The sequence below is a fragment of the Paracoccus zhouxuedongae genome (assembly GCF_041927815.1).
In the GTDB taxonomy this organism is placed as follows: Bacteria; Pseudomonadota; Alphaproteobacteria; order Rhodobacterales; family Rhodobacteraceae; genus Paracoccus.
The window spans coordinates 1-14088 of record NZ_JBHFHM010000008.1 but is presented as its reverse complement, the minus strand read 5'-3'; the positions used below and the strand labels follow the sequence as shown (position 1 = coordinate 14088).

Genomic DNA, 14088 nt, shown 5'->3' with positions numbered 1-14088 from the left:
CCGTCCCGTGCGATGCTTCTGCGATGACAGGGATCGATCCGAAGAACCGCATGGGCACCGATGACCGAGCCGCCGACCTGCGGGCCGAGGCGTTCCAGGGCGTGCGCGCGGCGCGCAGCCGCGAGCTTGCCGAGGACTATGTCGAACTGATCGCCGAACTGATCCACGACCACGGCGAGGCGCGGCCGGTGGATATCGCCGCGCGGCTTGGCGTCCGGGTCCCGACGGTGACCAAGACGCTCGACCGTCTGGCCCGGGAGGGCCTGATCACCCGGGCGCGGTATCGGTCCGTGTTCCTCACCGACGAGGGCCGCGCGCTGGCCCGGGAGTGCCGTCGGCGGCACGAGATCGTGCTGCGGTTCCTGCTGAGCCTGGGCCTCGACCCCGAAACCGCCGAGCGCGACGCCGAGGGGATCGAGCATCACGTCAGCGCGCGCACGCTGGCCCTCTTCGCGGCCTTCGCCAGCAAGTCCTGACGGCGGCGTCAGGCGTTCTCGACGGCGAAGCGCACATCGGCGATCAGGCTTTCCGCGCTGAAGTTCTCCAGCCGTTTGCCGTTCAGGAAAAAGGTCGGCGTCTGCCGGATGTCCAGGGCTTCGACATCCGCCATGTCCTGGTTGATCGTTCCGGTGATGCCGGGAAAGAGCTTGTCCGTCTCGGCCCGGTCCAGATCGAGGCCCGCATTCCCGGCGATCTCCCAGGCCACGTCCATCTCGGGCGCCCCGTGGACCGCCCAGCCCGGCTGCTCTTCGAACAGGGCGTCAAGCACCGGTTCGAACTTGCCCTGCATCCGCGCCGCCTCGAGGATCCGGGCAGCCTCGTCCGACCCTTCGTGGAACAGGGTATAGCGCAGCACAACGCGGACCTGATCCGGGAACAGCCGGAGGATCTCCTTGATGACCGGATGGTACGCCCGGCAGGCCTCGCAGGAGGGGTCGAAGAACTCGACCAGCGTGACGGGCGCATCGGCCGGGCCGAAGCTGGGCGAGTAGGGGCGGTCGAGGAGTGCTGCGTCCACGGGCGGCGCAGCGGCGGCGCGGGCATCGGCGTCTGCCTGACGCCGGGTGTTCACGACAAAGGCGCCGCCCCCGAAAGCGACGAGCCCAAGGGCTGAGGCCCCGATCAAGACAGTGCGGCGATTCATGCGCGGGTCCCCCTTGGAAGGATCAGACAGGCAAGGATGGCGGCAAAGGCCGCCAGCGAAAGGTAAGGAATGGGCAATCCCAGGATCACCTGCGCCGGGCCCGAGCAGGAAGGGCCGTTCTCGGTGCAGGGAACGACCGGAGCAGGCAGGAGCCCCGCATAAAGTCCGGAATGCCAGGCCGCGAGCGCCAGCCCGGCGATTCCGAACGGCAGGGCATAGACCCGCGCCAGGCGGTCGCCCCGCCAGATCGACAGGCCAAGGATCGGGACCAGCGGGAACATGGCGATACGCTGGTACCAGCACAGGGTGCAGGGCATCTGCCCCAGCACCTCGCCGATGAAGAGAGCCCCGAGGGTGGCGGCAAGAGCGATCACGAACGCAGTCGTCACCGCAAGGTCGTCCCGGGGCGGGGTGTCAGCGTCAGCCTTGGTCACGAACGGGCTCCTTGCGGCGGCGCTGTGGCAGGGACGACGCGAGGAGGCAGGCCGCTCCCAAGGTGATCGCCATGTCCGCGACGTTGAACGTCGGCCAGTGCCAGTCCTGCCAGAAGACGTCGAGGAAGTCCGTCACCGCACCCTGCCGCAGCCGGTCGATGATGTTGCCAATCGCCCCGCCGACGATCAGGGCGAACCCCGTGCGCTCGACCGGATGGCGCGCGCGCAGGGCCATCACGGCGAACACCAGCGTCAGCCCGGCGGTCACGGCGGCCATCAGCAGCGGCCGACCGGACATCGGACCGGACAGGAGGCCGAAGCTCGCGCCTTCGTTGAAACCGAGCGTCAGGTCGAGACCGGGAAGAATGGCAACGGGCTGGCCGGGCACCAGGCCGGAGAGCGCGGCCGCCTTGGTGGTCTGGTCGAGCAGAACCGTGGCCAGCACCACAATCGCAGGTCGGGTCATGGAGCGGTTCCCTGGCGCAGCCCGATCCAGCGCGGCACGGCGGCGGTGTAGCGGTCGTAGTCCGCCCCGAGTGCCGCCCGCAGGGCCGTCTCCTCCGTGCGCGCCTGTGTGACAGCCGACCACAGGAAGACGAGCGGCGCGACGACAGTGGGCAGCGATGACACCGCGAGCGCGACACCGGCCAGCAAGGCGAACTGCCCCACGAAGGTGGGGTTCCGGCTGTAGCGGTAGAGCCCGCCCGTGACGAGGGCGCCCGTCGCGCCGGGCACGACCCCCACCCGCCAGGAGGCGCCCATCGACATCTGTGCCGCAAAGGCGACCATCGCCCCCACGCCCGCGAGGAAGACACCGATCAACCCGGCGGCAACCGTCCGGCCTTCGGTCCAGAGCGGATCGGCCTTGTGCAGCGCAGGCCATGCCAGCCAGAGAAGCGGCCCGAAGAAGGCAAGCACGAAGGCCGCACGAAACCCCAAGGCGGCCAGCCGCTCGCGTCCCCTTGCCTGCCCGAACAGCCAGACCGGCCTGCCCGCCGCCCGCGTCGCCGCCGTGGTCCCCCAGAGGAACAGTGCCAGATAGCCGAAGAGAAGGGCCAGCGCGGCCCAGCCGAAAGCCGACATCATCGCCTCACGCCTCGCGCTCGGGGTTGAACCGCAAGAGACGCAGCGCGTTCAGCGTCACCAGCACCGTCGCACCCGTATCGGCCAGGATCGCGATCCAGAGGCCCGTCAGGCCGAGGACCGAGGTGACGAGGAACACCGCCTTCAGCCCCAGGGCGATGGTGACGTTCTGACGGATGTTGGCCATGGCCGCGCGCGAGAGGCGGATGGTTGCGGGAATGTCGGTCACGCGGTCGCGCAGGATCGCCGCATCGGCGGTTTCCAGCGCCACATCGGTGCCTGATCCCATGGCGACGCCGACCGACGCCTGCTTCAGGGCGGGCGCATCGTTGATGCCGTCACCGATCATCATGACGCCGTCCTTCGCCCCGATCTCGCGAATATAGGCGAGCTTGTCCTCGGGAAGCATGTCGGCCTCGAACTTCAGGCCAAGGCCGCCCGCGATCGCCGCCGCCGTCCGCGGGTTGTCGCCGGTCAGGATGACGGGGGTCAGGCCCATCGCGGTCAGCTGGCGCACGGCATCCTTCGCATCCGCCCGCGGCTCGTCGCGCATCGCGATCAGGCCGAGCGGGGACTTGGCGCGGAACACCGCGACGGCGGTCTTGCCCTCCTCTTCGAAGATCGTCGCCTGGCGCAGTCCAAGCCCGTCAAGGCCGCCGTTGTCCATGGCGTAGCGGGGCGAGGCGACCCAGGCCGGGGCGCCGTCGACCGTCGCCACGACGCCCTTGCCCATCAGCGCCTTGGCGTCGCTGGCGGCGAGCGGCGCGACGCCCGCGTCCTTCGCCCGGTTCAGGATGGCGACCGCCAACGGGTGGCTCGACCCCGTCTCGACGCCCGCGGCGACAGCCAGAAGCTCGGCCTCGGTCGTCTTGCCGAAGGGCACCACATCGGTCACCTGCGGCCGGCCATGCGTCAGGGTGCCGGTCTTGTCGAAGGCGACCCAGCCGACCTTGGACGCCGCCTCGATCACCGCGCCGCCTTTCATCAGCAGCCCACGCCGCGCGCCGGAGGACAGCGCCGAGGCGATCGAGGCCGGAACCGAGATCACCAGCGCGCAGGGGCAGCCGATGAGAAGCAGCGCCAGGCCACGATAGACCCAGGTATCCCAGGGTTGGCCGAAGGCCAGTGGCGGCACCAGCACGACCAGCGCCGCGACGCCAACGATGGCGGGCATGTACCAGCGGCTGAACCTGTCGATGAAGCGTTCCGTCGGCGCGCGCGCTTCCTCGGCTTCCTCGACCAGCCGGATGATCCGCGCGATGGTGTTGTCCTCGGCCCCTTTTGTCACCGCAACGCGGATGGCCGCTTCGGTATTGATTGCCCCGGCAAACACCGCATCCCCGGGTCCGCGCGTCCTTGGCACGCTTTCGCCGGTGACCGGGCTTTCATCGACGCCCGAGGTGCCCTCGACGATCTCGCCATCCGCCGGGATGCGGTCGCCCGGGCGTACCAGGACGGTCTGGCCAATGGCCAGGCTCGCCGCAGGAACCTCGCGCGTGGTGCCGTTCACTTCGAGGAGCGCCGTCTTGGGCACCAGTTTGGCCAGGGCCCGGATGCCGTCGCGCGCCTTGCCCGCCGCCACACCTTCGAGCACCTCGCCGACCGCGAAGAGGAACACGACCAGCGCTGCCTCTTCCGCCGCGTCGATGAACAGCGCGCCGACGGCGGCGATCGTCATCAGGCTCTCGATGGTGAAGGGTTGGCCCATCCGCAGCGCGGCGAAGGCGCGCCGCGCGACCGGAGCAACCCCGATGAGGCAGGCCGCGACAAAAGCCCATCGGCCGATGTCCGGCGCGATCAACTCGACGATCCAGGCCGCGCCGAGCAGGACTGCCGTGAAGATGACCAGCTTGCCCTTTCCGGTCTGGTACCAGTGCTTGCCCCGGTCGGCGGGGTCGTCGTGGACATGGCCCGGGCTGCCATGGCCCGAGTCGTCACGCGGCGAATCCTTCCCGTGCGTCGCATGGTCATGACCGTCATGGTCGTGGCCCGATGGATCTGCCCCGCCATCCCTCTCGCCAGGCGCCCCTGCCGTCGGCGTCGCGGGCAGCACAAAGTCCTTCCTCGCCGATGCTGCCCGTGGCGCGATCTCATAGCCGAGCGCACGAACGGCGCTCTCGATCCTGTCCCGCCCGGTTTGCGCCTCGTCGAGGGTCAGACGGAGACGTTCCGACATGATGGCGACCTCGACACCGCTCACTCCCGGCAGGCGCGACACCGCATCCTTGATCTTGGTGGCGCAGGATCCGCAATCCATGCCCCTCACGGTCCAGTCGCAGGCGGTTTCGTTTCGTGCTTCGGCCATCGTCAATCCTCGGCCCCAGCGGGGCGATTGTCTTCATCGAGTCGGGAAGCTAATGTCTCTAGCAACTATAGCTTCAAGGGGAATCTGATGCTGACCATCGGAAAACTCGGGGCGCAGGCCGGAGTGAAGGTTCCGACCATCCGCTACTACGAACAGATCGGGCTTCTGCCCGAGGCCGGGCGCAGCGCCGGCAACCAGCGGCTCTACGGACGCAAGGCGTTGGAACGGCTTGCGTTCATCCGCCACGCACGGGACCTCGGCTTCACGCTCGAGGCGATCCGTGACCTTCTCAGCCTCTCGGACAATCCCGAACAGCCTTGCGTCGCAGCCGACGCTATCGCGCGCGCGCAGCTTGCGGAGGTGGAGCGCTGCCTCGCGCGGCTGACGGCGCTGAAGGCCGAACTGGAGCGGATGGTCGTGCAATGCGCGGGCGGCAAGATTGCCGATTGCCGGGTGATCGAGGTGCTGGGCGACCATTCCCTCTGCTCCACCGACCACCGCCATCCGGAGAGCGAGGACAGTCCGTGACCGCACCCGGCACACTCGCCATCTATGCCGGTGCCGCCTTGGCCGAGATCGCGGGCTGCTTCGCGGTCTGGGCCTGGATGCGGCAGGGGGCGAGCGCCATCTGGCTTGTCCCCGGAGTGGCGAGCCTCGCCGCCTTCGCATGGCTGCTCGCGCTTGCCCCATCCGACTTCGCCGGGCGCGCCTATGCGGCCTACGGCGGGGTCTACATCGCCGCATCGCTCCTCTGGCTCTGGATGGTCGAAAAGCAGCGGCCGGACGCCTGGGACCTGACAGGCGGGGCGATCTGCCTCTTCGGCGCGGCGGTCATCCTGTTCGGTCCAAGGGCGATGGGGAGCTAGTCAGGCGCTCGACCGAAGATCGTCAAGGCGGTGTGTCACGCTGGAACAGCCGAAGATAGTGCCACTAGATGATTGTCGTCTTCGCGACGTAGGTCGGTCGCGGATGCGCCAGAAGTGCAGCCGGGGAAGCGATGCATAAGTATATTAAAATCAATAGGTTAGACTGGAGAAGGTTGGATTCCAGGCCCGTCCCCTCCGCCACCTTGGTATAAAACCGGGAACGCCGATTCCCGCCGATTTCCCTCCTTTAGTGGCTATCAGCGCCCTCAACAGCGTGTTTTTGCTGCCGTTGATGTAGATCGCATCGTCCGCGACCTCGACATGCTGGGCGAAAGCCCGGACGTGATCCCGCCGATAGCCGCCCTTTTCGAGCCGAAGCCCGGTGCGCGCTTCGCTCGCCAGCTCTCGCACGGCCGCGCCCGTGAGGCCCTTATGGGCCGAGCTTTTCAGCATGGCCTCGGTCCTTACCGCGTCGGCCCGTGCCTGATCCCGTATCGCCGTAAGGCCCGCGATGCGTTCGCCGAGGGCGGATTCGGCAGGGTCGAGCGAACCCGCCTCGATAGCCTCGTAGAGCCGCTTTAGCCGCATATCGGCCTCGGCCGCGCGCTGGTTCAACTCGGTGATGTGCTGGCTGCGCCGCTCGACACTCTCCTGCCGGCGATCCAGCAGCGAGGCGAGCACGTCTTCGATCCGCTCGGGGTCCAGCAGCCTTTCCTCGATGTGGCTGACCACGATGCGGTCCAGCTTGTCCATCGGGATCGCGCGGCCCTTGCAGCCGGTTTCGCCCTGCCGTGCCCGGATCGAGCAAGCATAATAGCGATAGCGGCCGTTCTTGCCGGTGCGCAGCGTCATGGCCCCGCCGCAATTGCCGCAATAGCAAATGCCGGTCAGCAGGTTCGGGCCGCTGACGACGCGCGGCGGCGTCATCTTCGGATTGTTGACCTGCAACCGCTTCTGCACCGCCTCGAATATCTCAAGGTCGATCAGCGGCGGCACCGCGACGGTGACGACTTCTTCCTCGGGCTTCACCTCGCCTTTCTTGGAACGGCGATTGAACCGATGTTCGCCGATATAGGTGCGGCGGGTCAGGACACGGTGAAGCTGGCCGATGCCCCAACGCCCGCCGCTGCGGGTGAACATGCGGTTCCGGTTGAGGTAGCTGACGATGTTCTTGACGCCCATGGGGCCGGACGTGCCGTCGCCTTCCGATGCTAGGCGGAAGATCAGCCGCACGGTGTCGGCGTGCAACGGGTCGATTTCCAGCTTCTTCTTCATCTTCGTGCCGCGCTGCTCGGCATCGACGACGCGGTAGCCGATGGGCGGCAGCGAACCGTTCCAGAAGCCTTGCCGCGCGTTCTCCTTCAAGGCGCGCAGGACGTGCTTGGCGTTCTCCTTCGACTGGTATTCGTCGAACAGTGACATGATCCGCCGCATCATCTGGTGGATCGGATCGTCACCAAGTTCCTGCGTCATGGATACGAGCTTGACGCCGTTCTTTGCCAGCTTCCGGTAGTAGTATTCCATTTCAAATTCGTCGCGGAAGAACCGCGAGAAGCTATGCACCACCACCACGTCGAACGCTGGCGGCTTGGACGTGCCGGCTTCGATCATGCGCTGGAACTCGGGGCGGCGGTCGTTGGTCGCCGATGCGCCCGGCTCGACGAAGGTTTCCACAAGCTGATAGCCGCGAGACTCGCAATAGGCTTCGCCCTGCCGCTTCTGGTCGGGGATCGACACGTCATGCTCGGCCTGCCGGGCGGTCGAGACGCGCAGATAGAGCGCGGCGCGCAGGGCGACGTGCGGGGAATGAATGTTCATAGCGCGCCTCCTTTCGCCGCGCGGCGTTCGAGCAAGGGCAAGTCCAGTTCGACACGATCATGCAGCACCTTGGGAACGACTTTCTGGCCCTCGCCGGGGTCCATGCGGATCAGGCCGTAGCTCGCCATCTTCTTGAGGGTTCGGGACAGGCTGGGCTTCGCCCGTCCCGTGATCCGCGACAGTTCCTCCAGCGAGCCGGGCGACTGCTCGTCGATGACGCGCAGCAGTTCGCGGTTCCCGCTGGAAAGGAGCTGCGCGAAGGATTCCATGGATGTGAACCACACCTTCGGATCGTCCGCCGCCGGCTTTTCCTCGCCCTTGGCGATCCGCATGGTGCGGGCCTTCATTTCGTCGTAGCCGGCAATCCCGACTTTCAATGTGGTCATAGGACACCTCGCTCCTTCAACACCGCGTCCACCGCCTGCCAGAAGTCGGCCAGCAGCGTGGCCGCGTCCTCGTAGGCATAGGGCTTCACGGTCTGGAGGCGGTGCCGATGGTCCATCGGCTTGCCGCGTCTGCCCCGGCCGACCGGATGGGCGTTATCGAAGCCGACCAGCCGTTCGCCCGAAGGCCCGTGAAGCGTGAGCGAATAATCGAGGCCGTGCGGCTTCTCCGGGGATGCCGGAACGCGGGTGACGATGAACTTCACCCAATGGCCGCCCTCGGGATCGACGACAAGCACCTGACCGTCGAGGTCCAGAAGCGTGTCGAGGCTCTGGTCACGATCCTCGCTCATGGCTTACTGTTACCATCTGGTGTTAACGGTGGCAAGCCCTTATTGTCAGGATCGGTGTCGATGGGGCCGAACAGGCGGTCGAGCACATGACCGAAATACCGCTCGAAGATTTGCAGTTCTTCCTCGGTGATCGGCACCTTCTCGGGCCAGTCGTCGAAAACCGGCAGCGTCTCAACATCGACGATGCGAAGCGGCGAGCTGCGGCGTTCCCGGCCGTCTGGCGTGGGTTCGTCGGCGTAGTCGAAAAGATCGTCGGGAAGTGCTTCGGGGACCGGGTGTCGCGGTCGCCCTTTGCGGGCACGGCGGCGCTCTGCGCACATGGAATCCTCCGTGGTTCTGGTGGATTCCGGGGCGCTATAGGCCCCGGAATTAGGCGAACCATGGAGGGCAGTCGGCGGTCTGTAGCGTGCCGCATTTGCGCCTATGCGCTGGCGGCACCCCTGCCGGAATGGGACTTAGCTTTTGGCTCGCCGTGCCTTGGCGAAACCGCGATCCGTGGCGATGAAGTGTTGAAGCATCGGCACGATGAGCTTGGCGGGATCGGCGACGGGCTGGCCGCTCTGGCGGGCCAGCACCTCGGCATAGGCGATAAGATCGCGGTTGAGCGTTGCGGGCAGCTCCAGCATGACCTTCACGGGCTTGTCGTCGGGCAGCGGGCCGAGTTTCAGTTTCGTCATGGTCAACCTCCTGCCGGCTCGAATACTAAATCGCGGGTGACGATGATCCTGACCGGAAAGCCCGGCCGGATGGTGAGCGTCGGCGCAACCTGCAACTGGCGCTGGACGATCTGCTGGCCGGCCTGATTGACGGTATCCTGCGCCCCGTCGCGGATGGCGCGGATCAGCCGGTCCTCGTCGCTCGTCGCCAGCTCCGAGCCGACTGCGAGCAACGTGGACAGCCCTGCCGCCTTCATCAGATCCCACCAATGGTAATCTACCCCGTCTTCCAGCCCGGCATAGCCGCTGGCGTCCGCGCCCGGCAGGCGCTCCAGAACGATGGAGCGGCCGCCCGGCAGGATCAGGCGGTTCCACACCAAGAGCACCCTGCGCTGGCCGAAGGTCACGCCATCATCGTATTGGCCGATGATGCGGGTGCCCTGCGGGATCAGCAGCAGCGAGCCGGTCGGGCTGTCATAGACGTTTTCCGTCACCTGTGCGGTGATCTGGCCGGGCAGATCGGAACGGATGCCGGTGATGAGCGCGGCGGGGATCACGGTTCCGGCCTGAAGGATATAGGGCGATGCCGGCGGCGCGACGCGATCCGGGGCGACGGTCTGCCGGTCCACCGGCCCGTTGAGAAACGCCGCGTGTCGATCCTGTGTCACGGGCTGCCCGCCGAGGCCAAGCCCGGCAAGGCCGGGCATGGCCGTTCCTGCCGGCGCTCCCGTGCGCGGGCCGGACTGGAAAAAGACGTTGCTCAAGCGCGCGGCTTCTTCCTCGGCCCTGCGGCGTTCTTCCTCGGGATCGACGGCGGGCGTCGTCATGACGGGCGGCGCGACCGGCTGTCCCCGGTTCTGCGCGTCAAGGATCGGACGGCCGAGGTCGCCCGGCAGCGCCGGCCCCAAGGCAGGGCCGGTATAGTCGCGCGGCAGGCCGGACAGGCCGTCCGCCGTGGGCCGGTTTTCGGTCGAATAGAGTTCTTCGCCGCCCGGTCCTCCGTCGCGGGTCTGGAGCGCATAGATGAGCGCCCCGCCGAGGCCGAGAAGCGCGACCGCTCCGACGCCTGCCAGCATTTTGCGCGACAGGCGTGTGACACGGGGCGGCTCGGCGCGCAGGCGCATGGGTGCGATGGTGTCGGTGATGGTCTTCTCGCTCATGACGGGGTGTCTCCGGTCGCGCTGGCGGGCTGCGCGGCGGCGGCCTGCGTCGGGTTGGTGCGGACGATCCTGACGACCTGCTGGCGGTTGCCGCTGCCAAGGCGCAACTCGGCCGCGCCGAACAGGCGGTCCACGATCAGGACGTTCTGGTGGATGCGGGAATTGACGATCTGCGGCTCGCCGTTCGATCCAAGCACGAAGATCGGCGGCATCTCGCCCTGCACGATCCCGGCCGGGAAGACGACATAGACGCGCCTGCCGTCATCGAAGATGGAAACCGGCCGCCATGGCGGGCTGTCGCCCTGCACCTGCAAGGCGTAGCGATAGTTCCGCGCTGCCTCGGCCGGAATGATCGGCGCGGCCGGGACCGTCTGACGCTGGCCGGCAGGCGGTGCCGGATAGGCCCATGCCACGGCGGGCATGTAGAGCGATTCCCGCGCGCGCAGCTCGAGCATGTAAGTGCGCCGGTCGGTGGTGACGACAAGGTTGGTCGAAATGTCCGGCCGCGTCGGCTTCACGAGGATATGGACGCGGCGGTTTGCGCCCGAACCGGATTCCGTATCGCCGATGATCCAGCGGGCGGTGTCGCCGGCCGCGATCGGCCCCGCGCCTGTCAGGCTTTCGCCCGGCTCCAGCGCAATGGTGGTGATCTGCCCGACTGCGGCATAGACCTGATAGAGCGCGCCTTCCGACCACGGATAAATCTGGATGGCGTTATAGTAGCCTTCCCGGCGCGGCTCGACGCGGGCGGCGGCATTGGCGTTCTCGACGCGGCCGGTGGGCGTGCCTGCGGCGGTGCCACCGCGCGCCACGGTCCATGCCGGGGGCACATGCAGCGGCCGGGGCGTGTTGTCGGTTGCCGCTGCCTGCACGGTCGGCAGCGGCGGCACGCTGGCATCGTAGCTGAATTGCGGCGTCCGGTTGGTGGCGCAGCCTGCGAGCATGGTCGTCGAAAGCAGCACGGCCGCGATTGCGGGGGTGCGGGTGATCGTGCTCATTGGCTCATCTCCCGCGACCACGAAATTGCGTTGACGTAGATTCCCAGCGGATTGGCGCGCAGGCGCTCGGCGTCGCGCGGGGGCTGGATGACGATGGTTAGGATGGCCGTCCATCGTTCGGTCGTGGAAAGCTGGCCGTTCTCGAAGTGCCTCTCCGTCCACGCGACGCGGAAACTGTTGGGCGAGGCCCGGATGACGCTCGACACCTCGACGGCGACCTGCTGGCGGCCGACGCGCGTGAAGGGGTCATTCGCCCTCGCGTAATCGTTCAATGCCGCCGCGCCGCGATCCGTGGTCCACTCATAGGCGCGGAGCCAGTTCTGACGGACAATGATCGCGTCGGCCGGGATCGCGCGGACCTGCTCGATGAAGCGGCCGAGATGGAAAGCGATCTGCGGATCGGTTGGGCGATAGTCGGCATTGGCAGGTGCGACGGTCTGCGCCTGACCGAGATTGTCCACCTGCACCACCCACGGCACCACGCTCCCGCGTGCAGACTGCCAGACCAGCGCCGAGGCGAAGCCGGCAGACAGGATCAGCGAGCCGAAGGCCATGAGCCGCCAGTTCCGCGCCTGCACGCGGGCCGAGCCGATACGCTCGTCCCACACTTGCGCGGCCTTCTGATAGGGCGTCTCGGGTTCCGGCGTTTTGCCGTAATGGGTTGCGGGTCGTTTGAAGATGCTCATGAGCGGTCACTTTCGGAAAGGTTGATGGATGAACCGGAGCCGTGGCTGTCGCCGGAGCGCACCGCATGGGCTGCCATGGTGGTGCCGTGGTTCATGGCCTGCGAGCGACGCATCCGCTGTGCCCATGCGGGCGGGCTGCCGGCCGGGCCGGATGCTGCTGCGACAGGATCGGCGCTAGTGCCGCCGACCGTGCCTGCGGTGGAAGAACCGCCGGTCACGCCAAAGGCCGCGCGTGCGCCACCGGAAAAGCTTGATTTGACGGATTCGGTGGCTTTCGAGACGGCGCGCTTCAAGGGAGAGACCGCCGCCGATCCTGCGGCGCCGGCAACACCGCCAAGGCCGGAAGCGACACCGGCCGCGCCAGACTGGCCGAGCGCGCCGACGCTATAGGCTGCGGTTGCCGCGCCCGCGGCCGCCGCGCCGCCGCGGACGGCTGCGGCCCCGCCGGACAGGGCGGCAGCACCACCCTTGGCGGCAAGCATGGCCCCGCCGCCAGCGGCGACGCCTGCACCTGCGACCGCAAGCCCGGTTCCTACAGCTGCGCCCGCGCCGAGCTGCGGGCCGCCAGAGACGATGCCGTTGGCGATACCGGGACCGAAGATGCCGAGGCCGAGCAGCGACAGCGCAGCGAGCACAATCGCCATGGCGTCGTCGATGGTCGGGGTCGCCCCGCCGAAACCGGCCGTGAATTGCGAAAACAAGGTGCTGCCGATGCCGATGATGACGGCGAGGACCAGAACCTTGATGCCGGACGACACCACGTTGCCAAGCACGCGCTCCGCCATGAAGGCGGTCTTGCCGAACAACCCGAACGGGATCAGCACGAAGCCGGCGAGCGTGGTCAGCTTGAACTCGATCAGCGTCACGAAAAGCTGGATGGCGAGGATGAAAAAGGCCAGCACGACCAGCGCCCATGCGAACAGCAGGCACGCGATCTGGATGAAGTTCTCGAAGAAGCTGATCCAGCCCATCAGGTCGGAAATGGAATCGAGCAGCGGGCGGCCTGCGTCGAGGCCGGTCTGTGCGACGCGGCCCGGCCGCATCAGATCGGTGACGGAAAAGCCGGTGCCCGACGCCATGAGGCCGAGGCCGGCGAAGCTCTCGAAGACGATGCGAGCGAGGTTATTCCAATTGCTGATGATGTAGGCGAAGACGCCCACGAACAGGGTCTTCTTGACCAGCCGCGCGATGATGTCGTCATCCGCTCCCCAAGCCCAAAAGAGCGCGGCGAGCGTCACGTCGATGACGATCAGCGTAGTGGCGATGAAGGCGACCTCGCCGCCGAGCAGGCCGAACCCGCTGTCGATGTAGGAGGTGAAGACTCCGAGGAAATTGTCGATGACGCCCGTGTTGCCCATGGTCAGCGCGCCTCGCAAGATTGCGGCGCGGTGGGCGCTGGCGTGCGGCCGAGGAAGCGGTCGCGGGATTCAGCCCAAGCGGCGAGGCAGTCGGCGTCATTCGCCGCCGCCTCGCCTAGCCGCTGGCAACGGCGCAGGGTTTCGCGCAGCGGATCGGCCGGGGGCTGGAGGGCCGATGCCGGCCTTGGCGCGGAAGGCTCGTCCTTCCGCGCCATGTCGATTGCGGTCGCCGTGACGGCGATGGCGACGAACACCACGGCCCCGAGGCGGGCCAGCATCTTGCCGTCCATGGCGAGCCTCCCCGTCAGTTGTTGCCGTTGAACATCTGCGCGTTGCCCGGCTGGTAGCCGCTGCCCGGCGTCAGGAAGCGGCGGCGCTGCTCGCGGCCCTGTTCAGCGGCGGCGGCGCGTTCCGCTTCGGTCAGCGCGTCGGCCCGGCCGTTCGCAGAGATGACGGCGATCAGGTCGGAAAGCTGCTGCGACTGGAGCGCGAGAAGCTGGTTGCCGGCCTGCGTGGCTTGCAGCGCGCCGGTCGCGCCTTGGCTCTGGCCGACAAGCGCGGCCATCTCGGCGCGGTTGCTGTCGATGTTGCCGACCGCACCCGCCTGCACGCGCATTGCGTCCTGCAAGCCGCCGACCGTGTTCTCCCACCGGCTGCGCGCATCGGCGACAAGCTGGGCGTCGGTCGTCGAAAGCGAGACATTGCCGTATTGTTGCTGAAACGCTTGGTCGATCTGCCCGACCTCGAACGCGATGTTCTGCGCTTGGCTAGGGTCAGGACCCATTGATCTTTTGGATGCGGCCTGATTCACGCTCCGCAAGGAGACTGGATCATGAGCAACCTT

The 14088-nt window shown here is 67.4% G+C and carries 19 protein-coding genes; 3 read left to right on the top strand and 16 right to left on the bottom strand.

All coding sequences use genetic code 11. From position 1 onward, the window contains the following. Positions 1 to 23: 23 nt before the first annotated feature. A complete protein-coding gene (gene mntR / locus ACEYYA_RS10665; protein ID WP_021096156.1) occupies positions 24 to 476 on the top strand; it encodes a manganese-binding transcriptional regulator MntR in 453 nt (150 codons plus the stop codon). An 8-nt stretch (positions 477 to 484) separates the two neighbouring features. On the opposite strand, the gene ACEYYA_RS10660 is transcribed toward mntR, so the two are convergent. From ACEYYA_RS10660 to ACEYYA_RS10640, 5 genes are read right to left on the bottom strand one after another with little or no spacing between them, the layout of a single operon-like run. Next, a complete protein-coding gene (locus ACEYYA_RS10660) occupies positions 485 to 1144 on the bottom strand; it encodes a DsbA family protein (protein ID WP_021096157.1) in 660 nt (219 codons plus the stop codon). Further along, the gene (locus ACEYYA_RS10655; RefSeq protein WP_021096158.1) at positions 1141 to 1578 is read right to left on the bottom strand and encodes a disulfide bond formation protein B; all 438 of its coding nucleotides are present in this window, start codon (positions 1576 to 1578) and stop codon (positions 1141 to 1143) included. Before ACEYYA_RS10655 ends, ACEYYA_RS10660 begins: the two co-directional genes overlap by 4 nt. After that, positions 1565 to 2044 (bottom strand): signal peptidase II, encoded by a 480-nt coding sequence (lspA, locus tag ACEYYA_RS10650; RefSeq protein WP_036718269.1) that lies wholly within the window; start codon positions 2042 to 2044, stop codon positions 1565 to 1567. The genes ACEYYA_RS10655 and lspA overlap by 14 nt, the downstream gene beginning before the upstream one ends. After that, entirely contained in the window at positions 2041 to 2664 is a 624-nt protein-coding gene (locus ACEYYA_RS10645; protein ID WP_374800441.1) for a methyltransferase family protein, read from the bottom strand. The genes lspA and ACEYYA_RS10645 overlap by 4 nt, the downstream gene beginning before the upstream one ends. A gap of 4 nt (positions 2665 to 2668) precedes the next feature. Continuing rightward, positions 2669 to 4966 (bottom strand): heavy metal translocating P-type ATPase, encoded by a 2298-nt coding sequence (locus ACEYYA_RS10640; protein ID WP_021096161.1) that lies wholly within the window; start codon positions 4964 to 4966, stop codon positions 2669 to 2671. An 87-nt stretch (positions 4967 to 5053) separates the two neighbouring features. Here ACEYYA_RS10640 and ACEYYA_RS10635 point away from each other — a divergent pair, with 87 nt between their 5' ends. After that, on the top strand, positions 5054 to 5494 hold the full coding sequence (locus ACEYYA_RS10635) for a MerR family transcriptional regulator (protein WP_374800439.1): 441 nt from the start codon (positions 5054 to 5056) through the stop codon (positions 5492 to 5494). Beyond that, on the top strand, positions 5491 to 5832 hold the full coding sequence (locus tag ACEYYA_RS10630) for a YnfA family protein (RefSeq protein ID WP_021096163.1): 342 nt from the start codon (positions 5491 to 5493) through the stop codon (positions 5830 to 5832). Before ACEYYA_RS10635 ends, ACEYYA_RS10630 begins: the two co-directional genes overlap by 4 nt. A 150-nt stretch (positions 5833 to 5982) precedes the next feature. On the opposite strand, the gene ACEYYA_RS10625 is transcribed toward ACEYYA_RS10630, so the two are convergent. The 11 genes from ACEYYA_RS10625 to trbJ form a co-directional block, all read right to left on the bottom strand. Then, on the bottom strand, positions 5983 to 7650 hold the full coding sequence (locus ACEYYA_RS10625; protein ID WP_374800437.1) for a recombinase family protein: 1668 nt from the start codon (positions 7648 to 7650) through the stop codon (positions 5983 to 5985). After that, the gene (locus tag ACEYYA_RS10620) at positions 7647 to 8036 is read right to left on the bottom strand and encodes an HVO_A0114 family putative DNA-binding protein (protein WP_075657231.1); all 390 of its coding nucleotides are present in this window, start codon (positions 8034 to 8036) and stop codon (positions 7647 to 7649) included. Before ACEYYA_RS10620 ends, ACEYYA_RS10625 begins: the two co-directional genes overlap by 4 nt. After that, positions 8033 to 8386, bottom strand: a complete 354-nt coding sequence (locus ACEYYA_RS10615) for a toxin-antitoxin system TumE family protein (RefSeq protein WP_374800435.1) — start codon at positions 8384 to 8386, stop codon at positions 8033 to 8035. The genes ACEYYA_RS10620 and ACEYYA_RS10615 overlap by 4 nt, the downstream gene beginning before the upstream one ends. Further along, positions 8383 to 8706 carry a hypothetical protein gene (locus ACEYYA_RS10610; protein ID WP_374800433.1) on the bottom strand — a complete coding sequence of 108 codons (324 nt, stop codon included), beginning with the start codon at positions 8704 to 8706 and terminating at the stop codon, positions 8383 to 8385. Before ACEYYA_RS10610 ends, ACEYYA_RS10615 begins: the two co-directional genes overlap by 4 nt. A 135-nt stretch (positions 8707 to 8841) precedes the next feature. Further along, the gene (locus tag ACEYYA_RS10605) at positions 8842 to 9063 is read right to left on the bottom strand and encodes a DUF2274 domain-containing protein (protein ID WP_374800431.1); all 222 of its coding nucleotides are present in this window, start codon (positions 9061 to 9063) and stop codon (positions 8842 to 8844) included. A gap of 2 nt (positions 9064 to 9065) precedes the next feature. Beyond that, positions 9066 to 10202 (bottom strand): TraB/TrbI/VirB10 family type IV secretion system protein, encoded by a 1137-nt coding sequence (locus tag ACEYYA_RS10600; protein WP_374800430.1) that lies wholly within the window; start codon positions 10200 to 10202, stop codon positions 9066 to 9068. After that, entirely contained in the window at positions 10199 to 11200 is a 1002-nt protein-coding gene (trbG, locus tag ACEYYA_RS10595; RefSeq protein ID WP_374800428.1) for a P-type conjugative transfer protein TrbG, read from the bottom strand. Before trbG ends, ACEYYA_RS10600 begins: the two co-directional genes overlap by 4 nt. After that, positions 11197 to 11886 (bottom strand): conjugal transfer protein TrbF, encoded by a 690-nt coding sequence (trbF, locus tag ACEYYA_RS10590; protein WP_374800426.1) that lies wholly within the window; start codon positions 11884 to 11886, stop codon positions 11197 to 11199. Before trbF ends, trbG begins: the two co-directional genes overlap by 4 nt. After that, positions 11883 to 13244: a P-type conjugative transfer protein TrbL gene (gene trbL, locus ACEYYA_RS10585; RefSeq protein WP_374800424.1), complete on the bottom strand. Its 1362-nt coding sequence runs from the start codon at positions 13242 to 13244 to the stop codon at positions 11883 to 11885. Before trbL ends, trbF begins: the two co-directional genes overlap by 4 nt. Before the next feature lie 2 nt (positions 13245 to 13246). Continuing rightward, positions 13247 to 13534 carry a putative entry exclusion protein TrbK-alt gene (trbK-alt, locus tag ACEYYA_RS10580; RefSeq protein ID WP_374800422.1) on the bottom strand — a complete coding sequence of 96 codons (288 nt, stop codon included), beginning with the start codon at positions 13532 to 13534 and terminating at the stop codon, positions 13247 to 13249. Between the two features lie 14 nt (positions 13535 to 13548). Beyond that, a partial coding sequence (trbJ, locus tag ACEYYA_RS10575; RefSeq protein WP_374800420.1) for a P-type conjugative transfer protein TrbJ occupies positions 13549 to 14088 on the bottom strand: 540 nt, incomplete at its 5' end.

Excerpts from the sequence above, each read along its gene's own strand:
- ACEYYA_RS10620 (WP_075657231.1), bottom strand. The coding sequence starts at position 8,036 with ATGACCACATTGAAAGTCGGGATTGCCGGCTACGACGAAATGAAGGCC.
- ACEYYA_RS10645 (WP_374800441.1), bottom strand. The coding sequence starts at position 2,664 with ATGATGTCGGCTTTCGGCTGGGCCGCGCTGGCCCTTCTCTTCGGCTAT.
- ACEYYA_RS10615 (WP_374800435.1), bottom strand. The coding sequence starts at position 8,386 with ATGAGCGAGGATCGTGACCAGAGCCTCGACACGCTTCTGGACCTCGAC.
- ACEYYA_RS10660 (WP_021096157.1), bottom strand. The coding sequence starts at position 1,144 with ATGAATCGCCGCACTGTCTTGATCGGGGCCTCAGCCCTTGGGCTCGTC.
- lspA (WP_036718269.1), bottom strand. The coding sequence starts at position 2,044 with ATGACCCGACCTGCGATTGTGGTGCTGGCCACGGTTCTGCTCGACCAG.
- ACEYYA_RS10635 (WP_374800439.1), top strand. The coding sequence starts at position 5,054 with ATGCTGACCATCGGAAAACTCGGGGCGCAGGCCGGAGTGAAGGTTCCG.
- trbF (WP_374800426.1), bottom strand. The coding sequence starts at position 11,886 with ATGAGCATCTTCAAACGACCCGCAACCCATTACGGCAAAACGCCGGAA.
- ACEYYA_RS10605 (WP_374800431.1), bottom strand. The coding sequence starts at position 9,063 with ATGACGAAACTGAAACTCGGCCCGCTGCCCGACGACAAGCCCGTGAAG.
- ACEYYA_RS10625 (WP_374800437.1), bottom strand. The coding sequence starts at position 7,650 with ATGAACATTCATTCCCCGCACGTCGCCCTGCGCGCCGCGCTCTATCTG.
- ACEYYA_RS10640 (WP_021096161.1), bottom strand. The coding sequence starts at position 4,966 with ATGGCCGAAGCACGAAACGAAACCGCCTGCGACTGGACCGTGAGGGGC.
- trbL (WP_374800424.1), bottom strand. The coding sequence starts at position 13,244 with ATGGGCAACACGGGCGTCATCGACAATTTCCTCGGAGTCTTCACCTCC.
- ACEYYA_RS10600 (WP_374800430.1), bottom strand. The coding sequence starts at position 10,202 with ATGAGCGAGAAGACCATCACCGACACCATCGCACCCATGCGCCTGCGC.
- ACEYYA_RS10610 (WP_374800433.1), bottom strand. The coding sequence starts at position 8,706 with ATGTGCGCAGAGCGCCGCCGTGCCCGCAAAGGGCGACCGCGACACCCG.
- trbG (WP_374800428.1), bottom strand. The coding sequence starts at position 11,200 with ATGAGCACGATCACCCGCACCCCCGCAATCGCGGCCGTGCTGCTTTCG.
- mntR (WP_021096156.1), top strand. The coding sequence starts at position 24 with ATGACAGGGATCGATCCGAAGAACCGCATGGGCACCGATGACCGAGCC.
- trbK-alt (WP_374800422.1), bottom strand. The coding sequence starts at position 13,534 with ATGGACGGCAAGATGCTGGCCCGCCTCGGGGCCGTGGTGTTCGTCGCC.